Source organism: Streptococcus sp. GMD1S, from assembly GCF_000296875.1.
In the GTDB taxonomy this organism is placed as follows: Bacteria; Bacillota; Bacilli; order Lactobacillales; family Streptococcaceae; genus Streptococcus.
Genome location: NZ_AJQY01000015.1, coordinates 1 through 15,614, shown reverse-complemented (window position 1 = coordinate 15,614; position 15,614 = coordinate 1). Strand labels below are relative to the sequence as shown.

General features: G+C 41.6%; 16 protein-coding genes and 1 tRNA gene. 14 read left to right on the top strand and 3 right to left on the bottom strand.

From position 1 onward, the window contains the following. Nucleotides 1-131 precede the first annotated feature (131 nt). The 3 genes from GMD1S_RS03535 to GMD1S_RS03525 all read left to right on the top strand — a co-directional run bounded on the left by GMD1S_RS03535 (nt 132) and on the right by GMD1S_RS03525 (nt 1,915). Nucleotides 132-204: transfer RNA gene (locus GMD1S_RS03535), tRNA-Thr, on the top strand. Between the two features lie 297 nt (nt 205-501). Next, on the top strand, nt 502-1,371 hold the full coding sequence (locus GMD1S_RS03530) for a DUF6287 domain-containing protein (RefSeq protein ID WP_001034381.1): 870 nt from the start codon (nt 502-504) through the stop codon (nt 1,369-1,371). Nucleotides 1,372-1,597: 226 nt separating this feature from the next. After that, entirely contained in the window at nt 1,598-1,915 is a 318-nt protein-coding gene (locus GMD1S_RS03525; protein WP_000734665.1) for a LiaF transmembrane domain-containing protein, read from the top strand. Nucleotides 1,916-1,944: 29 nt separating this feature from the next. Here the strand turns inward: GMD1S_RS03525 and GMD1S_RS03520 are convergent, their stop codons facing one another. After that, nucleotides 1,945-3,744, bottom strand: a complete 1,800-nt coding sequence (locus GMD1S_RS03520; RefSeq protein WP_000722526.1) for an N-acetylmuramoyl-L-alanine amidase — start codon at nt 3,742-3,744, stop codon at nt 1,945-1,947. A gap of 44 nt (nt 3,745-3,788) precedes the next feature. Next, nucleotides 3,789-4,697, bottom strand: coding sequence for a LysR family transcriptional regulator (locus GMD1S_RS03515; RefSeq protein WP_001222584.1), 909 nt, complete (start codon nt 4,695-4,697; stop codon nt 3,789-3,791). 102 nt (nt 4,698-4,799) lie between these two features. Between GMD1S_RS03515 and GMD1S_RS03510 the strand changes: the two genes are divergently transcribed. From GMD1S_RS03510 to GMD1S_RS03500, 3 genes are all read left to right on the top strand, one after another. Continuing rightward, nucleotides 4,800-5,033, top strand: coding sequence for a YqgQ family protein (locus GMD1S_RS03510; protein WP_044135604.1), 234 nt, complete (start codon nt 4,800-4,802; stop codon nt 5,031-5,033). Then, the gene (locus GMD1S_RS03505; RefSeq protein ID WP_000158173.1) at nt 5,030-5,410 is read left to right on the top strand and encodes a rhodanese-like domain-containing protein; all 381 of its coding nucleotides are present in this window, start codon (nt 5,030-5,032) and stop codon (nt 5,408-5,410) included. Before GMD1S_RS03510 ends, GMD1S_RS03505 begins: the two co-directional genes overlap by 4 nt. Nucleotides 5,411-5,481: 71 nt before the next feature. Further along, the gene (locus GMD1S_RS03500) at nt 5,482-5,709 is read left to right on the top strand and encodes a hypothetical protein (RefSeq protein ID WP_000890389.1); all 228 of its coding nucleotides are present in this window, start codon (nt 5,482-5,484) and stop codon (nt 5,707-5,709) included. 39 nt (nt 5,710-5,748) lie between these two features. Here the strand turns inward: GMD1S_RS03500 and GMD1S_RS03495 are convergent, their stop codons facing one another. Then, on the bottom strand, nt 5,749-6,474 hold the full coding sequence (locus tag GMD1S_RS03495; protein WP_001235079.1) for a 16S rRNA pseudouridine(516) synthase: 726 nt from the start codon (nt 6,472-6,474) through the stop codon (nt 5,749-5,751). 158 nt (nt 6,475-6,632) lie between these two features. Here GMD1S_RS03495 and typA point away from each other — a divergent pair, with 158 nt between their 5' ends. From typA to lctO, 8 genes are all read left to right on the top strand, one after another. Beyond that, nucleotides 6,633-8,474, top strand: coding sequence for a translational GTPase TypA (typA, locus tag GMD1S_RS03490; protein ID WP_000164121.1), 1,842 nt, complete (start codon nt 6,633-6,635; stop codon nt 8,472-8,474). Nucleotides 8,475-8,493: 19 nt separating this feature from the next. Next, nucleotides 8,494-8,748 (top strand): DUF3165 family protein, encoded by a 255-nt coding sequence (locus GMD1S_RS03485; protein ID WP_000262661.1) that lies wholly within the window; start codon nt 8,494-8,496, stop codon nt 8,746-8,748. 117 nt (nt 8,749-8,865) lie between these two features. Next, on the top strand, nt 8,866-10,218 hold the full coding sequence (gene murD / locus GMD1S_RS03480; RefSeq protein WP_000863076.1) for a UDP-N-acetylmuramoyl-L-alanine--D-glutamate ligase: 1,353 nt from the start codon (nt 8,866-8,868) through the stop codon (nt 10,216-10,218). Between the two features lies 1 nt (nt 10,219). Beyond that, nucleotides 10,220-11,278 carry a UDP-N-acetylglucosamine--N-acetylmuramyl-(pentapeptide) pyrophosphoryl-undecaprenol N-acetylglucosamine transferase gene (locus GMD1S_RS03475; RefSeq protein WP_000724799.1) on the top strand — a complete coding sequence of 353 codons (1,059 nt, stop codon included), beginning with the start codon at nt 10,220-10,222 and terminating at the stop codon, nt 11,276-11,278. 9 nt (nt 11,279-11,287) lie between these two features. Beyond that, nucleotides 11,288-12,442 (top strand): cell division protein FtsQ/DivIB, encoded by a 1,155-nt coding sequence (locus GMD1S_RS03470; RefSeq protein ID WP_000031125.1) that lies wholly within the window; start codon nt 11,288-11,290, stop codon nt 12,440-12,442. A gap of 245 nt (nt 12,443-12,687) precedes the next feature. Continuing rightward, nucleotides 12,688-13,383 (top strand): orotidine-5'-phosphate decarboxylase, encoded by a 696-nt coding sequence (gene pyrF, locus GMD1S_RS03465; RefSeq protein WP_001206748.1) that lies wholly within the window; start codon nt 12,688-12,690, stop codon nt 13,381-13,383. Between the two features lie 39 nt (nt 13,384-13,422). Continuing rightward, the gene (gene pyrE / locus GMD1S_RS03460; RefSeq protein ID WP_000170888.1) at nt 13,423-14,055 is read left to right on the top strand and encodes an orotate phosphoribosyltransferase; all 633 of its coding nucleotides are present in this window, start codon (nt 13,423-13,425) and stop codon (nt 14,053-14,055) included. Between the two features lie 242 nt (nt 14,056-14,297). After that, a complete protein-coding gene (lctO, locus tag GMD1S_RS03455; RefSeq protein WP_000120742.1) occupies nt 14,298-15,434 on the top strand; it encodes an L-lactate oxidase in 1,137 nt (378 codons plus the stop codon). The last annotated feature ends 180 nt before the right edge of the window (nt 15,435-15,614 follow it).

Below are 15,614 nucleotides of genomic sequence, written 5' to 3'. Positions count from 1 at the left end.
TTTAGATTTCTATGAAAATGGGAGATTTAATAGAGATATATGTAAAAGCCTTGTCTCAGGACAGGCTTTTTCTAATGGAGATAAAAATTTCTTGACATCTATTCTCAGAGTGCTATACTAAAAGGGTAATCGCCGATTTAGCTCAGTTGGTAGAGCAACGCACTCGTAACGCGTAGGTCACAGGTTCAAGCCCTGCAATCGGCAGAATCAAGAAGTCCAAACGGGCTTCTTTTTTTGTAAATATAGGAAAGGTGGAACGTTTGAGATAGGTTCTATTTAACGTCAGAAACTCCTACTTATAAATTAAAACTAAAATTTATATTTTGTGGTATAATGTATTGTAATAAATACTTGTTTTGATACCAATCTAGAGATATTTTGATAGTTATTTATTCTAGAAATTTTTGCTTGGATTTTTTTTTAAAAGTCATAAAAGTTCATGGATAGTAACGAATGAAGTATCGTAAGCTTGCCTGAATATCAATCAAAAAGGAGAAAATTATGAATAAGAAAGAACGGGAAAAACAATTTGAAGAGATCAATGGACCTAAGCGGTCTGAATCAAAGTCGGCTCCGAATAAAAATATAAAAATCTATATTGGCATAGCACTCTCTGTTTTAGTCACTCTCATCTTGGTAAGTATTTTCTCATATCTTCTGATTGGAAAGAAAGAGTCAAATCAAACATCGTCTGCTGTTTCAACTACAGAGTCAACAAGTAAATCGTCTACAAGCCAAGGAAAAACAGATGAGACTGATAAGGATAAACAAGAGGAAATTCAAAAACTCAAGGATCAACTGACTGCTTTAGATACCAAAATTACGGAAGCAGAAGCACTTGTTAGCAAGTTGAAGAAAGAAACTGCTGTTCCAAAACTAGATATTGAAGCAATCAAGAACAATGATTTGTCTAGTTTAGAAGGTACTTGGCGTAGTCAATCTGGTAATGAATACATTATTAAGAATTCTGGAGAAGTAGATGCGACTTGGTTTACAAATGATCAAAAGTACGAATCTGTAGTTGGATTAAAGGTATCAAAAGGTCAAGATAGTCGTAACCCTGAGACAGCGTCTATTAGTGCATGGGTAAAAGATTCTGTTGCTGGAGGATTCGTAGTAGTAGCTGTGCCAAGTGGAGTTGTTATGCAACCTGCTGATGACGGAAAGATTACGGATAAAAGCAATCATGCTGAGGAAAGACTACTTTCAGGACAAGATTATGGGTCTATGTTAATGAAACCAGAAAATGTTTATTATCGTGTGAAACCAGATACCAGTAAACTTGAGGAAGCAGAAAAGAACTTAGCTCAACTGCAAGCTGATCGTGAAGCAATCAAATCTTCTCTAGAGTCAAAGGAAAAGAAAAACTAGATGGTATTCGTTCAAAAATACTGTTGCAATCGGCAGAATCAAGAAGCCCATTAGGGCTTCTTTTTCTTTTGTTACAAATACTCAACCACTTAGACAGAGATATTGACCAGATAGGCAAAAGGGCTTGTTCTTGAAAAATTCCTCTGCTATAATGATTCATGTAAGGGACGTGAGGGGTCAGTATCAGACAACTCAAGAACCAAAAAAAGAAAATGGAGACAAAAAAATGAAAAAATTATTGGGACTTGTATTTTTAGTAGCAGCAGCGCTAGTATTGTATTTCGGATCTGTTGGATGGCCAAGTTTGGATGTCAACCTCTGGTCACTGATTCCAGTTGGCTTATTCCTCTATTTCACTCTAGAAAATCTTTTGAAAAAAGACTATAAGGCTAGTCTGATGTGCTTAATTATTGCTTTTATCATTGCAAATGCTATTTTTGATCTCTTGCCCATTTCAAGTGGTTTGGTGATTGGTGCCGGTGTGCTAGCTTGTGTAGGACTTGGCTACCTCTTTCCTGATAAGGATAAAAAAGAAGATAAATAAAAAAGTCTCGAGATTTCTCGAGACTTTTTTTACGGACCAGCGTAATATTTTTGAATCCCTTTTACGATGCCTGCGACCAGTTTATCTTGGTAGTGGCTATCTCTAATTTGTTGGTTTTCGGAGAAATTATCCATATAACCAAGTTCTAGGAGAACGGCTGGTTTGGCTGTTTCGCGTAGTACGGCATAGCTGCTCTCCAACAGACCAGCGTCTTTGGCCCCTGTTTCTGCTAGGAGAGAGGAGTGGATGGCAGTGGCGAGGCGTTTGCTTTCACTCATACGATCTGGGTGATTGTGCCAGTATTTATTAATCTTACTTGGATAATCAGGTTCATCGCTATAGGAGTAGGTTTGAATACCGCTCGCTTTTGAGTAGGTATTACCAGTAGCGTTGAAGTGAATACTGATAAAAATATCCGAGTTGGTTTTATTAACCATACGAGAACGTTCGGTAACAAAATCAACGTCAATATCACTATCACGAGAAGTGAGGACCTTGTAACCTAGTTCTTCCAACTTACTACGAAGCTTACGGTAAATCTGCATGTTGAGATCTTTTTCAGCTACATTGTAGTAAAAGGCACCTGAATCTCGACCACCATGCCCAGGATCTAGGAAAATGGTATTGCTGTATTGGCCTTTTACAAATCCACCTTCAGTTGAAACTTCAGAAATCCATTGGCCGTATTTTTGGAACAGGTGTTCCTTACCGTCTATCTTGTAAGTTCCTGAAACATAATGTCCATTATCATCTAGGTAGTAGCGTGCTTTGTCAGAGTTATCGTAAATCCATTCGCTCTTTGCCATGTAACCACCTGACTTGAGGTAGTATGCTCCAATCCACTCCTGATTTGCATAACGACCATCCGCTTTTAGATAGAACCAGCTCTTGTAGGCTTTATCGAAGATCCACTCATTCTCCGCCATGGCTCCACTGGTTTTAAGGTAGTAGCTTTCTTTCCATTTGTCTGCTAGCATCCCACCATTCTGGTCAAATGAGTACCAGGAACCCTGAATCTTTTGCCAGTTTTCTTGGACATATCTCCCTGACCCGTTCGCATAGAACCAAGTATCCTTGATTTTGACCCAGTTGTTTTCTGCCATAGCTCCACTCTGGTTGAAGAGGTAGCCCTTGAAGGTTGTCGCACTCAGCATTCCACCGTCTTTGTCAAAGTAGTACCAAGAACCGTTGATTTTCTCCCATTTATCCTGTGAGATCTTTCCAGAAGGAGCGACATAGTACCAAATTCGATCTAATTTTGTCCAACCCTTTTCTGCCATAGCTCCGCTTTTTGTGAGAAGATAGCCGTCAACGGCAGTGTTGCTGAGCATACTTCCAATTTGGTCAAAATAGTACCAAGAGCCGTTAATTTTTTTCCAGGTGTTCTGAGCTAGTCGTCCAAAGGAATCAGCATAATACCATTGATTGTCCAGTTTGGTCCAGCCATTTTCTATCATGACACCATCTTGGTCAAAGGCGTAGCCTTTGTAGACAGTAGAATGAAGACGATTACCATCTTGATCGAAGTAGTACCATTTGCCTTGGATTTGTTTCCAGTTCAAAGCAGGTTTGTCATCTTGGTAAAAACGCCAGTGGTGATTTTCTTGGTACCACCCTTCTTTTTTTGTCTTGTCTTCTTGCACATCTACTTTCGGAAGAACTTCTGATTTAGAGTTTTCCTCAACACTTGATTCTTTCTTTTCTTCTTTGGCAATTGCTTCCTTGACAGCAGATGTCGATTGAGTTGTGTTTTCTTCTCCTAAGACGGATGCGGGTGCTAATCCTGCGATTGAAAGGATTAAAGCACTGGTCAGTAGTATCTTTTTCACTTTCTATTTCCTAACTTTTTCTTTTTCCCTTTTTCATTTTTCTATTAATTATCGAATTGAACTTCTTCTAGTAAGTATTCGATAAAGCGTTCGCCCATCTTAGACAGGCTGGTTTTTTCATGCTGGATATAGACTAGTTCAATCGGGTCGTCAATGTCCAGTGGAATGGAAACGATATTGTCCCCGTTGAGGTTACTGTTCAAAATCCCTGTTGCAATGGTGTAACCATCCAAACCAATCAAAAGGTTAAAGAGGGTGGCACGGTCACTGACTACGATGGATTTCTTGTGGTGCTCTTGTGAAAGAATCTCCTCTGAAAAGTAGAAGGAGTTGTGCGTCCCCTGGTCATAACTGAGGTACGGGAAGTCTTCCAAATCAGCCAGTTTGACCTTGTCTTTTTTAGCTAGAGGGTTGGTCTTGCTGACAAAGATATGGGGTTGGGCTGTGAAGAGGTGGTGAGCTAGCAGGTGATTGTCATCTAGCATTTTCGTTAAAACATCGCGGTTGTAGCTGTTTAGGAAGAGGACACCGACCTCGCTACGGAAGTTCTTGACGTCATCGATAATCTCCCAAGTCCGAGTTTCACGAAGGAAAAGTTCGTATTTTTCCATATCACTTTTCTTGAGCAGAGAGACAAAGGCATTGACTACAAAGGCATAGTGCTGAGAGGAAACACTGAATAGTTCGCGGTGGGCAACAGGATTTTTATAGCGTTCCTCCAGAAGCTGAGTTTGCTCGACAACTTGACGAGCGTAGGAGAGAAACTCCATCCCATCACGGGTTAAGGTAATGCCCTTGGGATTGCGGATAAAGATTTCAATGCCCATTTCATTTTCCAAGTCTCGAACGGCATTTGAAAGACTGGGTTGGGTGATAAAGAGTTGCTTAGCTGCCTCATTCATAGAGCCAGTTTCGACAATTTTGATAATATAGTGTAGTTGTTGAATTCTCATGTTTTTATTGTACCATACTTGCAGAAGAATGGGCAATGAAGACGAAGAAAATAGGGGGAAAGAGCCGGTCTAGTATTGAAAAAAAGTCTAGAATCTGCTAAAATGGAAGCTATGAAAACATTCTATGATGTGCAGCAATTTCTCAAACAGTTTGGCATTATTGTTTACATGGGGAAGCGCTTGTATGATATTGAACTGATGAAGCTCGAACTCTCTCGGATCTATGATGCAGGTCTGATGGACAAGCTAGACTATCTAGAGGCGGAAGCTGTTCTTCGTAGAGAGCACAAGATAGAATTAGACTACATAGAGAAAAATGGAGATAAGAACTTATGACAATTTGGGTTTTGTGGGGAATCGTACTAGCGATGGCGGCATGGATGGGGTATAACTACCTTCGTATTCGTCGTGCGGCTAAGATTGTGGACAATGCAGAATTTGAAGCCTTGATTCGGAAAGGGCAATTGATTGATGTCCGTGATGCAGCAGAATTTCACAGAAAACATATCCTCGGAGCTCGCAATATTCCTTCAAATCAGTTGAAGTCAAGCCTTGCAGCCCTTCGCAAGGATAAACCTGTCCTTCTCTACGAAAACCAACGCGGACAACGAGTGACTAATGCAGCACTTTATTTGAAAAAACAAGGTTTCTCTGAGATTTATATCCTTTCTTATGGGTTGGATTCTTGGATTGGGAAGGTCAAGACTAGCTAAGATCAAGGAAAAAGTTGATAAAGTCGGTCTCCTATGCTAAATTAATAAACATTTTAAGGAATTTGTAGAAAATGCTAGAAAAGAAGAAAAACCCGCTTTTAGTGGGTATCCTATCTATCATTCTTAGTTTGTTATTTCCGTTGGGAGGCATTCTTTTAGGTATCGCCGGTATCTTGTATGCTAACGAACTTCAAAAAGAGTCTGGACTTGATTATAAAACAGAAAGAATTATAGCTATTGTAGGTATTGTTCTTTCTGATCTTAACTGGATTATTGGAATTATCTTACACATGAGTTAAAGAAGATAAAAAAAGCTTTAAATTTAAAGCTTTTTTCTTTTATCCACTTTTCTCTAAATAGTTTTTAATAATTTTCAATTCCTCTGGATTCAAGGGACGGTATTGCCCTTTTGCTAGTTCTGGGTCTAATGTAAAGTCACCGAATTGGACTCGTTTTAGGGCAGTCACCTTGACACCAACTGAGAGAAACATCTTCTTAACCTGATGAAACTTGCCCTCAGAGATGGTGATGGAGGCCCGGCTCTCTGTTGGGCTTGAGGACAGAATTTCGAGCTGAGCAGGTTTACAAGTAATCCCATCTAAAAAGACAATCCCATCTTTGAATTTTTGGATATGGTCTGACGTGAGCAGTCCGTTTACTACCACTTGATAGGATTTATCGACATGGTACTGGGGATGGAGGAGTTGAAAACCAAGAGGTCCATTGTCTGTCAAAAGTAGCAGTCCCGTCGTATCGCGGTCTAGTCTGCCGATAGCATAGAGCTGGTCAGACTGGATGTCAGGTGGAAGGAGGTCCATGACGGTTGGAAGTTTCTTATCCTTGCTAGCTGTAACGACTCCGTTTGGCTTATGAAGCATGAGGTAGTTGTGCTCGTAGCCTTGGATTTGCCGTCCTTGAAAGACTAATTTCTGCAACCCAGTGTCGACATTTTGAGCAAGTGAGCTGGCTGGACAATCATCTACTAGGATTTCTTTTTTTAATAGAGCTTGTTTCATAGCCTTGCGACTGACCTTTTCTTGGGCTAATAATCTATCTAAACGCATACCAGCTTATCTTATCATAAGTCTCTGACTTTGAAAAGAGTTGCCTTGACTAGAAAAGCAGAGTGAAAACATTTACACTTAGCTGAACTGTGATTTTTGAATGAGACTGTGGTATAATTGTTCAGTTAGAAATAAAAATTTAAATATTAGAGGAAATCATGACAAAATTAAGAGAAGATATCCGTAACATTGCGATTATCGCCCACGTTGACCACGGTAAGACAACTCTCGTTGACGAATTATTGAAGCAGTCTGAAACTCTTGATGCACGTACTGAATTGGCAGAGCGCGCTATGGACTCAAACGATATCGAAAAAGAGCGTGGAATTACCATCCTTGCGAAAAACACTGCCGTTGCCTACAACGGAACTCGTATCAACATCATGGACACACCAGGACACGCGGACTTCGGTGGAGAAGTTGAGCGTATCATGAAAATGGTTGACGGTGTTGTCTTGGTCGTGGATGCCTACGAAGGAACCATGCCACAAACTCGTTTCGTATTGAAAAAAGCCTTGGAACAAGATCTTGTACCAATCGTGGTTGTTAATAAAATCGACAAACCATCAGCTCGTCCAGCAGAAGTAGTAGACGAAGTATTGGAGCTCTTCATTGAGCTTGGTGCAGACGATGACCAGCTTGATTTCCCAGTGGTGTATGCTTCAGCTATCAACGGAACTTCTTCATTGTCAGACGATCCAGCTGATCAAGAAAAAACAATGGCGCCAATCTTTGATACCATTATCGACCATATCCCTGCTCCAGTGGACAACTCGGATGAACCGTTACAGTTCCAAGTCTCACTCTTGGACTACAATGACTTCGTAGGACGTATCGGTATTGGTCGTGTCTTCCGTGGTACTGTTAAGGTTGGAGACCAAGTTACCCTTTCTAAACTAGATGGTACAACGAAGAACTTCCGTGTTACAAAACTCTTTGGTTTCTTTGGTTTGGAACGTCGTGAAATCCAAGAAGCCAAAGCAGGTGACTTGATTGCTGTTTCTGGTATGGAAGATATCTTTGTTGGTGAAACCATTACTCCGACAGATGCAGTTGAGCCTCTTCCAATCCTTCACATCGATGAGCCAACTCTTCAAATGACCTTCTTGGTAAACAACTCACCATTTGCTGGTAAAGAAGGTAAATGGGTGACTTCTCGTAAGGTAGAAGAACGCTTGCAAGCAGAATTGCAAACAGACGTTTCCCTTCGTGTTGACCCAACGGACTCACCAGATAAATGGACTGTCTCAGGACGTGGAGAATTGCACTTGTCAATCCTGATCGAAACTATGCGTCGTGAAGGCTATGAGCTTCAAGTATCTCGTCCAGAAGTTATCGTAAAAGAAATCGACGGTGTTAAATGTGAGCCATTTGAACGTGTGCAAATCGATACTCCAGAAGAATACCAAGGTTCTGTTATCCAAAGCCTTTCTGAACGTAAGGGTGAAATGTTGGATATGATTTCAACTGGTAATGGTCAAACTCGTTTGGTCTTCCTTGTTCCAGCGCGTGGTTTGATCGGATACTCAACTGAGTTCTTGTCAATGACTCGTGGTTACGGTATCATGAACCATACCTTCGACCAATACTTGCCATTGATTCCAGGAGAAATTGGTGGACGTCACCGTGGTGCCCTTGTTTCCATCGATGCTGGTAAGGCTACAACTTACTCAATCATGTCTATCGAAGAACGTGGAACCATCTTTGTCAACCCAGGTACTGAGGTTTACGAAGGAATGATCATCGGTGAAAACTCTCGTGAAAACGACTTGACCGTTAACATCACTAAGGCCAAACAAATGACCAACGTTCGTTCAGCTACCAAGGACCAAACAGCGGTTATCAAGACACCTCGTATCTTGACCCTTGAAGAGTCTCTTGAGTTCTTGAACGATGATGAGTACATGGAAGTAACGCCTGAGTCTATTCGTTTGCGTAAGCAAATCCTCAACAAGGCAGAGCGTGAGAAAGCCAACAAGAAGAAAAAATCAGCTGAATAAGAGCTAGAAAGAGATAAAGATGGTCTATTTAATCATAGGGATACTCTTATTACTACTCTATGTATTTGCGACACCTCAAAGTATCAAAGGAACAGTCAACATCGTTATCTTGGTCTTTGTAGTTGTTGCACTCTTGATTTTGCTGATGTTGTCCATCTTGCAAATCTTCCAATTACCGACAGAATTCTTTGTCACAATCGCCATGCTGGCTCTAGCCTACTTTAGCTTGAGAGACATTACGCTCATGCCTGTAAAAAAGAGCAGAAGAAGATAAATAGAAAGAGAGCTATGGCTCTCTTTTTCTATGCTAGAATGAGGACTAGAGCATTTTCGTTTAGTATTATTTCCATAAAAATGGTAAAATAGTAGGAGTAGAAATGGAGTTTGAGACATGAAAGTAATCGATCAATTTAAAAATAAGAAAGTCCTTGTTTTAGGTTTGGCTAAGTCTGGTGAGTCTGCGGCCCGTTTGTTGGACAAGCTGGGTGCCATTGTGACAGTAAATGACGGCAAGCCTTTTGAGGAAAATCCTGCTGCTCAAAGCTTGCTAGAAGAGGGAATCAAGGTTGTCACTGGTGGGCATCCTTTGGAATTGTTGGATGAAGATTTCGCTCTGATGGTGAAAAATCCAGGTATCCCGTATAGCAATCCCATGATTGAAAAGGCATTGGCAAAGGGGATTCCAGTCCTGACTGAGGTGGAATTGGCTTATTTAATCTCAGAAGCGCCAATTATCGGTATCACTGGTTCAAATGGGAAAACAACTACAACGACGATGATTGGAGAAGTTTTAACTGCTGCTGGTCAACGCGGTCTCTTGTCAGGGAACATCGGCTATCCTGCTAGTCAAGTGGCTCAAACTGCGACAGCCAAGGACACGCTTGTCATGGAACTTTCTTCTTTCCAACTGATGGGTGTCCAAGAATTCCATCCTGAGATTGCGGTTATTACCAACCTCATGCCAACTCATATCGACTATCATGGTTCTTTTGAAGAGTATGTGGCAGCTAAGTGGAATATCCAGAACAAGATGACAGCAGGTGATTTTCTTGTTTTGAACTTTAACCAAGATTTGGCAAAAGAATTGGCTACCAAAACACAAGCCACTGTTGTTCCATTTTCAACACAGGAAAAGGTTGATGGAGCTTATTTGGAAGATGGTCAACTCTGCTTCCGTGGCGAAGTGGTCATGGCAGCTAGTGAAATCGGTGTTCCAGGTAGCCACAATGTAGAAAATGCCCTTGCGGCCATTGCAGTAGCCAAGCTACGTGGTGTGGATAACCAAACTATCAAGGAAACTCTTTCAGCCTTTGGTGGTGTCAAACACCGTCTCCAATTTGTGGATGAAATTCAGGGTGTCAAATTCTATAACGATAGTAAGTCAACCAATATCTTGGCTACTCAAAAAGCCTTGTCAGGATTTGACAACAGTAAGGTTATCTTAATTGCAGGTGGTTTGGACCGAGGCAATGAGTTTGACGAATTGGTGCCAGATATTACTGGGCTCAAGAAGATGGTTATCCTCGGTCAGTCTGCAGAACGTGTCAAACGGGCAGCAGAGAAGGCTGGTGTGACTTATGTAGATGCGACAGATATTGCTGATGCGACCCGCAAGGCTTATGAGCTTGCGACTCAAGGAGATGTGGTTCTCCTCAGTCCTGCCAATGCTAGCTGGGATATGTATGCTAACTTTGAAGTACGTGGCGACCTCTTTATCGACACAGTAGCGGAGTTAAAGGAATAATATGAAAAAAATTGTCTTTACAGGTGGGGGGACGGTTGGACACGTTACCCTCAACCTTTTGTTAATGCCTAAGTTCATCGAAGACGGCTGGGAAGTTCACTATATTGGTGATAAACACGGAATCGAACACCAAGAAATCCTCAAGTCAGGCTTGAATGTGACCTTCCATTCTATTGCGACTGGTAAGTTGCGTCGTTACTTCTCTTGGCAAAATATGCTGGATATCTTCAAAGTTGGTTGGGGAATTGTCCAATCCCTCTTTATCATGTTACGACTGCGTCCACAGGCTCTTTTTTCTAAGGGGGGCTTTGTCTCAGTACCGCCGGTTATCGCAGCGCGTGTGTCAGGGGTACCTGTCTTTATTCACGAATCGGACCTTTCTATGGGCTTGGCCAATAAAATCGCCTATAAATTTGCAACTAAGATGTATTCAACATTTGAGCAGCCTGCTGGTCTTGCAAAAGTCGAGCATGTGGGGGCAGTAACCAAGGTTTCAGACCAAAACACTCCAGAACCAGATGAATTGGTGGATATCCAAACCCACTTTAATCCTAAATTGCCAACGGTATTGTTTGTCGGTGGTTCTGCAGGAGCCCGTGTATTTAACCAATTAGTGACAGACCATAAAAAAGAGTTGACAGAGCGCTACAATATTATCAATCTAACTGGAGATTCAAGCCTCAATGAGTTGAGTCAAAATCTCTTTCGTGTTGATTATGTGACGGATCTCTATCAACCCTTGATGAAGATGGCAAATGTGGTGGTGACGCGTGGTGGTGCCAATACGATTTTCGAGCTCTTGGCCATGGCGAAACTCCATCTCATCGTACCATTGGGTCGTGAAGCAAGTCGAGGAGACCAGATTGAAAATGCAGCCTACTTTGTTAAGAAAGGTTATGCAGAAGAACTTCAAGAAAGTGACTTGACCTTGGAAAGCTTGGAGGAGAAACTCAGCCACTTGCTTAGTCACAAGGATCAGTACCAAGCTAGCATGAAAGCTTCGACTGAATTGAAATCTCTTGCAGATTTTTACGATTTATTAAGAAAAGACCTAGCATAAGGAATATCAATGTCAAAGGATAAGAAAAAAGAATCAAACCAGAAGCAAGAATTGTCTGAATGGCAGAAACGAAACCAGGAATACCTGAAGAAGAAGGCTGAGGAAGAAGCTGCCCTAGCTGAAGAGAAGGAAAAGGAAAAACAAGCTCGTAAGGAAGCCAACTCGAAACTACTGGAGGAATCCAAGAAATCATCGAGTGAGTCAGTTGAGGAAGCCTCAAGTCCAAGCAAGGAACCATCCGAAAAAGAAGAAAAATCTCAAAAGGATGACCGGAAAGTCAAAGAGGAAAAAGAGAAGAAGAAACCAGAGAAACCAGAAAAACCTGCCAAGCCTAAAATTGCGCCTGTTCATATTTGGCGAGCTGTGAGTATCTTGGTACCCAGTGTCCTGGTCCTCCTTCTTTCAGTCTATCTATTGACTCCACTTTCGACCATCAAAAATATCGAGGTTAAGGGAAATAGTAACACGCAGGCGGATGATATCAAACAGGCTTCTGGAATTCAAGATAGCGACTATACTTTAGCCCTATTGTTGGATAAGGAAAAATACGCTGAGCGAATCAAGTCCAATCATTGGATAGAATCAGCGAAGATTAACTATCAATTTCCGACTAACTTTACGATTGAGGTTAAGGAATTTGATATTGTTGGTTATTATGTGTCTGGTGAAGAACATTATCCTATTCTTTCTAGTGGTACAGTAGAGTCAACTCCTGTTGATCGCTTAAACTTGCCTGAGACTTATCTGACAGTTACCTTTAACGATGAGCAGCAGGTGAAAGAGCTGATAACGGGATTGTCTACTATCAGTGAGGATATCAAGAGTCAAATCCAGAAAATCGAATTAGCGCCGAGCAAGGCAACAGCAGATCTTTTAAAAATTACCATGCTGGATACAGATGAGGTTTTGGTTCCCCTATCAGAATTGAGCAAAAAATTACCTTATTACAGCAAAATCAAGCCACAATTGTCAGAACCGAGTGTAGTCGATATGGAGGCTGGAGTATACAGCTATACGATAGCAGATAAACTGATAGAAGAAGCTGAGGAAAAAGCCAAGCAAGAGGCCAAGGAAGCTGAGAAGAAAAAACAGGAAGAAGAAAAGAAAAAACAAGAAGAACAAGGAAATCAAAGCCAAACGAGCCAGCAATCACAGAGTCGTTAGACTAACTTTTCCTCTTAATTTTGAATGGTATAGAAGTCTAGTTTCGAGTTTTTGCTTGACAAGTCCTACTATAAATAATAGAATAGAAAAAAACCTTTAAAGCAGTCCAGAGAGGCAGCTAAGGTTAGACGGTGAAAGGGTGGACTCTACCCATTTTTCGTGGAACCTTGCTGTTGGCAGGTTCCTTTTTTCGTGGTTTATTTTTGACCATACTCTCTTGCTCGTAAAGGTAAAAGGAGAAAGGTATGCGTGAACATCGTCCAGTTATTGCTCTTGATTTTCCTAGTTTTGAGGCAGTCAAGGAATTTTTATCTCTTTTCCCAGCAGAAGAAAGTCTTTATTTAAAAGTAGGGATGGAGCTTTATTATGCGGAAGGTCCTGAAGTTGTCCGTTATTTGAAGTCACTGGGGCATAGTGTCTTTTTGGACCTCAAACTACATGACATTCCCAATACAGTCAAATCGGCTATGAAGGTCTTATCTCAGCTTGGTGTGGACATGACTAACGTTCATGCTGCAGGTGGTGTGGAGATGATGAGGGCTGCGCGTGAAGGTCTGGGGACACAAGCCAAATTGATCGCTGTGACCCAGCTTACCTCAACGTCGGAAAGCCAGATGCAGGATTTTCAAAATATCCAAACCAGCCTGCAAGAGTCTGTGATTCACTATGCCAAGAAGACAGCTGAAGCGGGCTTGGATGGTGTCGTTTGCTCGGCTCAGGAAGTGCAACTCATCAAGCAGGCTACCAATTCAGATTTTATCTGTTTGACACCAGGAATTCGTCCAACGGGAGCTGCGGTTGGAGACCAAAAACGTGTCATGACACCTGCTGACGCCTATCAAATCGGTAGTGACTATATCGTAGTGGGACGTCCTATTACCCAAGCTGAGGATCCTGTTGCAGCTTATCATGCTATCAAGGATGAATGGAACCAAGACTAAAATTAAAGAAATAGATTATAAAAACAAAAGGAGAAGACCATGACACTTGCTAAAGATATCGCTAGCCACCTCTTGAAAATCCAAGCCGTTTACCTTAAACCAGAAGAGCCTTTTACTTGGGCATCTGGTATCAAATCGCCGATTTATACTGACAACCGTGTGACGCTTGCCTATCCAGAAACTCGTAGCTTGATTGAAAATGGTTTTGTGGAAGCTATTAAAGCAGAATTTCCAGAAGTAGAAGTGATTGCAGGAACAGCGACAGCAGGGATTCCACACGGAGCTATCATTGCTGATAAGATGAACTTGCCTTTTGCCTACATCCGTAGCAAACCAAAAGACCACGGAGCTGGTAACCAAATCGAAGGTCGCGTAGCTCAGGGGCAAAAGATGGTTGTTGTTGAAGACCTCATTTCAACTGGAGGGTCTGTTCTTGAAGCCGTAGCAGCTGCTAAACGCGAAGGAGCCGATGTTCTTGGTGTCGTAGCGATTTTCAGCTACCAATTGCCGAAAGCAGATAAGAACTTCGCAGACGCAGGTGTGAAATTGGTGACGCTTTCTAACTACAGTGAACTGATCCACCTAGCCCAAGAAGAAGGTTACATCACGCCAGAAGGACTCGACCTCCTAAAACGCTTTAAAGAAGACCAAGAAAATTGGCAAAATGCCTAAAACATAGAAAATCAGGTAGTCACTAGGATTACCTGATTTTTTGCATATAGGCAATAAAACTATGATTCCTAAAGGTAAGATGAATATAGGATAATGGTAGAATGAGAGTCCTCTCTTTTTTGGGGCATATTCAGATAATCAGTTTGAAATTTCCAGACAAAATTTTTGAAAAAATTCTGAAAAAGAAGTAAGATAGTTAATGTAAGATAAAGTAAACGCTTACTTAATAAGGAGGACACTTTATGTCATATAAAACAAGCAATGCAGAAGGACCTGTAGATTTTATTAACACCTATGATTTGGAGCCAATGGCGCAACAAGTCATTCCTAAAGCTGCCTTTGGTTATATCGCTAGTGGAGCAGAGGATACTTTCACTTTACGCGAGAACATCCGTGCCTTTAACCACAAACTCATCGTTCCTCATACGCTTTGTGATGTTGAAAATCCAAGTACAGAGATTGAATTTGCAGGTGAAAAATTATCTTCACCAATTATTATGGCACCTGTTGCGGCTCATAAATTGGCAAATGAGCAGGGGGAAGTAGCTACTGCGCGTGGTGTGCATGAATTTGGTTCTCTCTATACAACTAGTTCCTACTCTACCGTTGACCTTCCAGAAATTACGGAAGCTCTTCAAGGAACACCTCATTGGTTCCAATTTTACTTTAGTAAGGATGATGGAATTAACCGCCATATCATGGACCGTGTGAAGGCTGAAGGCTACAAAGCGATTGTCTTGACGGCAGATGCAACTGTAGGGGGGAATCGTGAGGTCGATAAGCGCAATGGTTTTGTCTTCCCAGTTGGTATGCCAATTGTTGAGGAATACCTGCCAGAAGGTGCTGGAAAATCCATGGACTTTGTTTACAAATCAGCTAAACAACGCTTGTCTCCACGTGATGTCGAATTTATCGCTACATACTCAGGACTTCCTGTCTATGTCAAGGGGCCTCAATGCCGTGAGGACGTTGAACGTTCGCTTGCCGCAGGTGCTTCTGGTATCTGGGTAACCAACCACGGTGGTCGCCAAATCGACGGTGGGCCAGCTGCCTTTGACTCACTTCAAGAAGTAGCAGAAGCAGTTGATAAACGTGTGCCAATTGTCTTTGACTCTGGTGTTCGTCGCGGTCAACACGTCTTTAAAGCCTTGGCTTCAGGAGCAGACTTGGTAGCTATTGGTCGCCCTGTGATCTATGGTTTGGCTCTCGGTGGTAGTGTTGGTGTGCGTCAAGTCTTTGAGCACTTGAATGCAGAATTGAAGACAGTCATGCAGTTATCTGGAACTCAGACTATTGAGGATGTCAAACATTTCAAACTCCGTCACAACCCATACAATCCAACCTTCCCAGTTGACCCACGTGACTTAAAATTGTATTGATAAAGAAGACGGCCTCCACCTGATGTGGAGGTTTTTCTTCGTGTATAGAAAGATTCAATCGTTATTAGAAACTATATAAATATATTTTTCGGTCAAATATCTTGCTAGGGCTTTCATTTTTTGCTATACTGGTCCAGTAATTAAATAATAAAGACATTTGGGGTGCTTTAGGCTGAGATG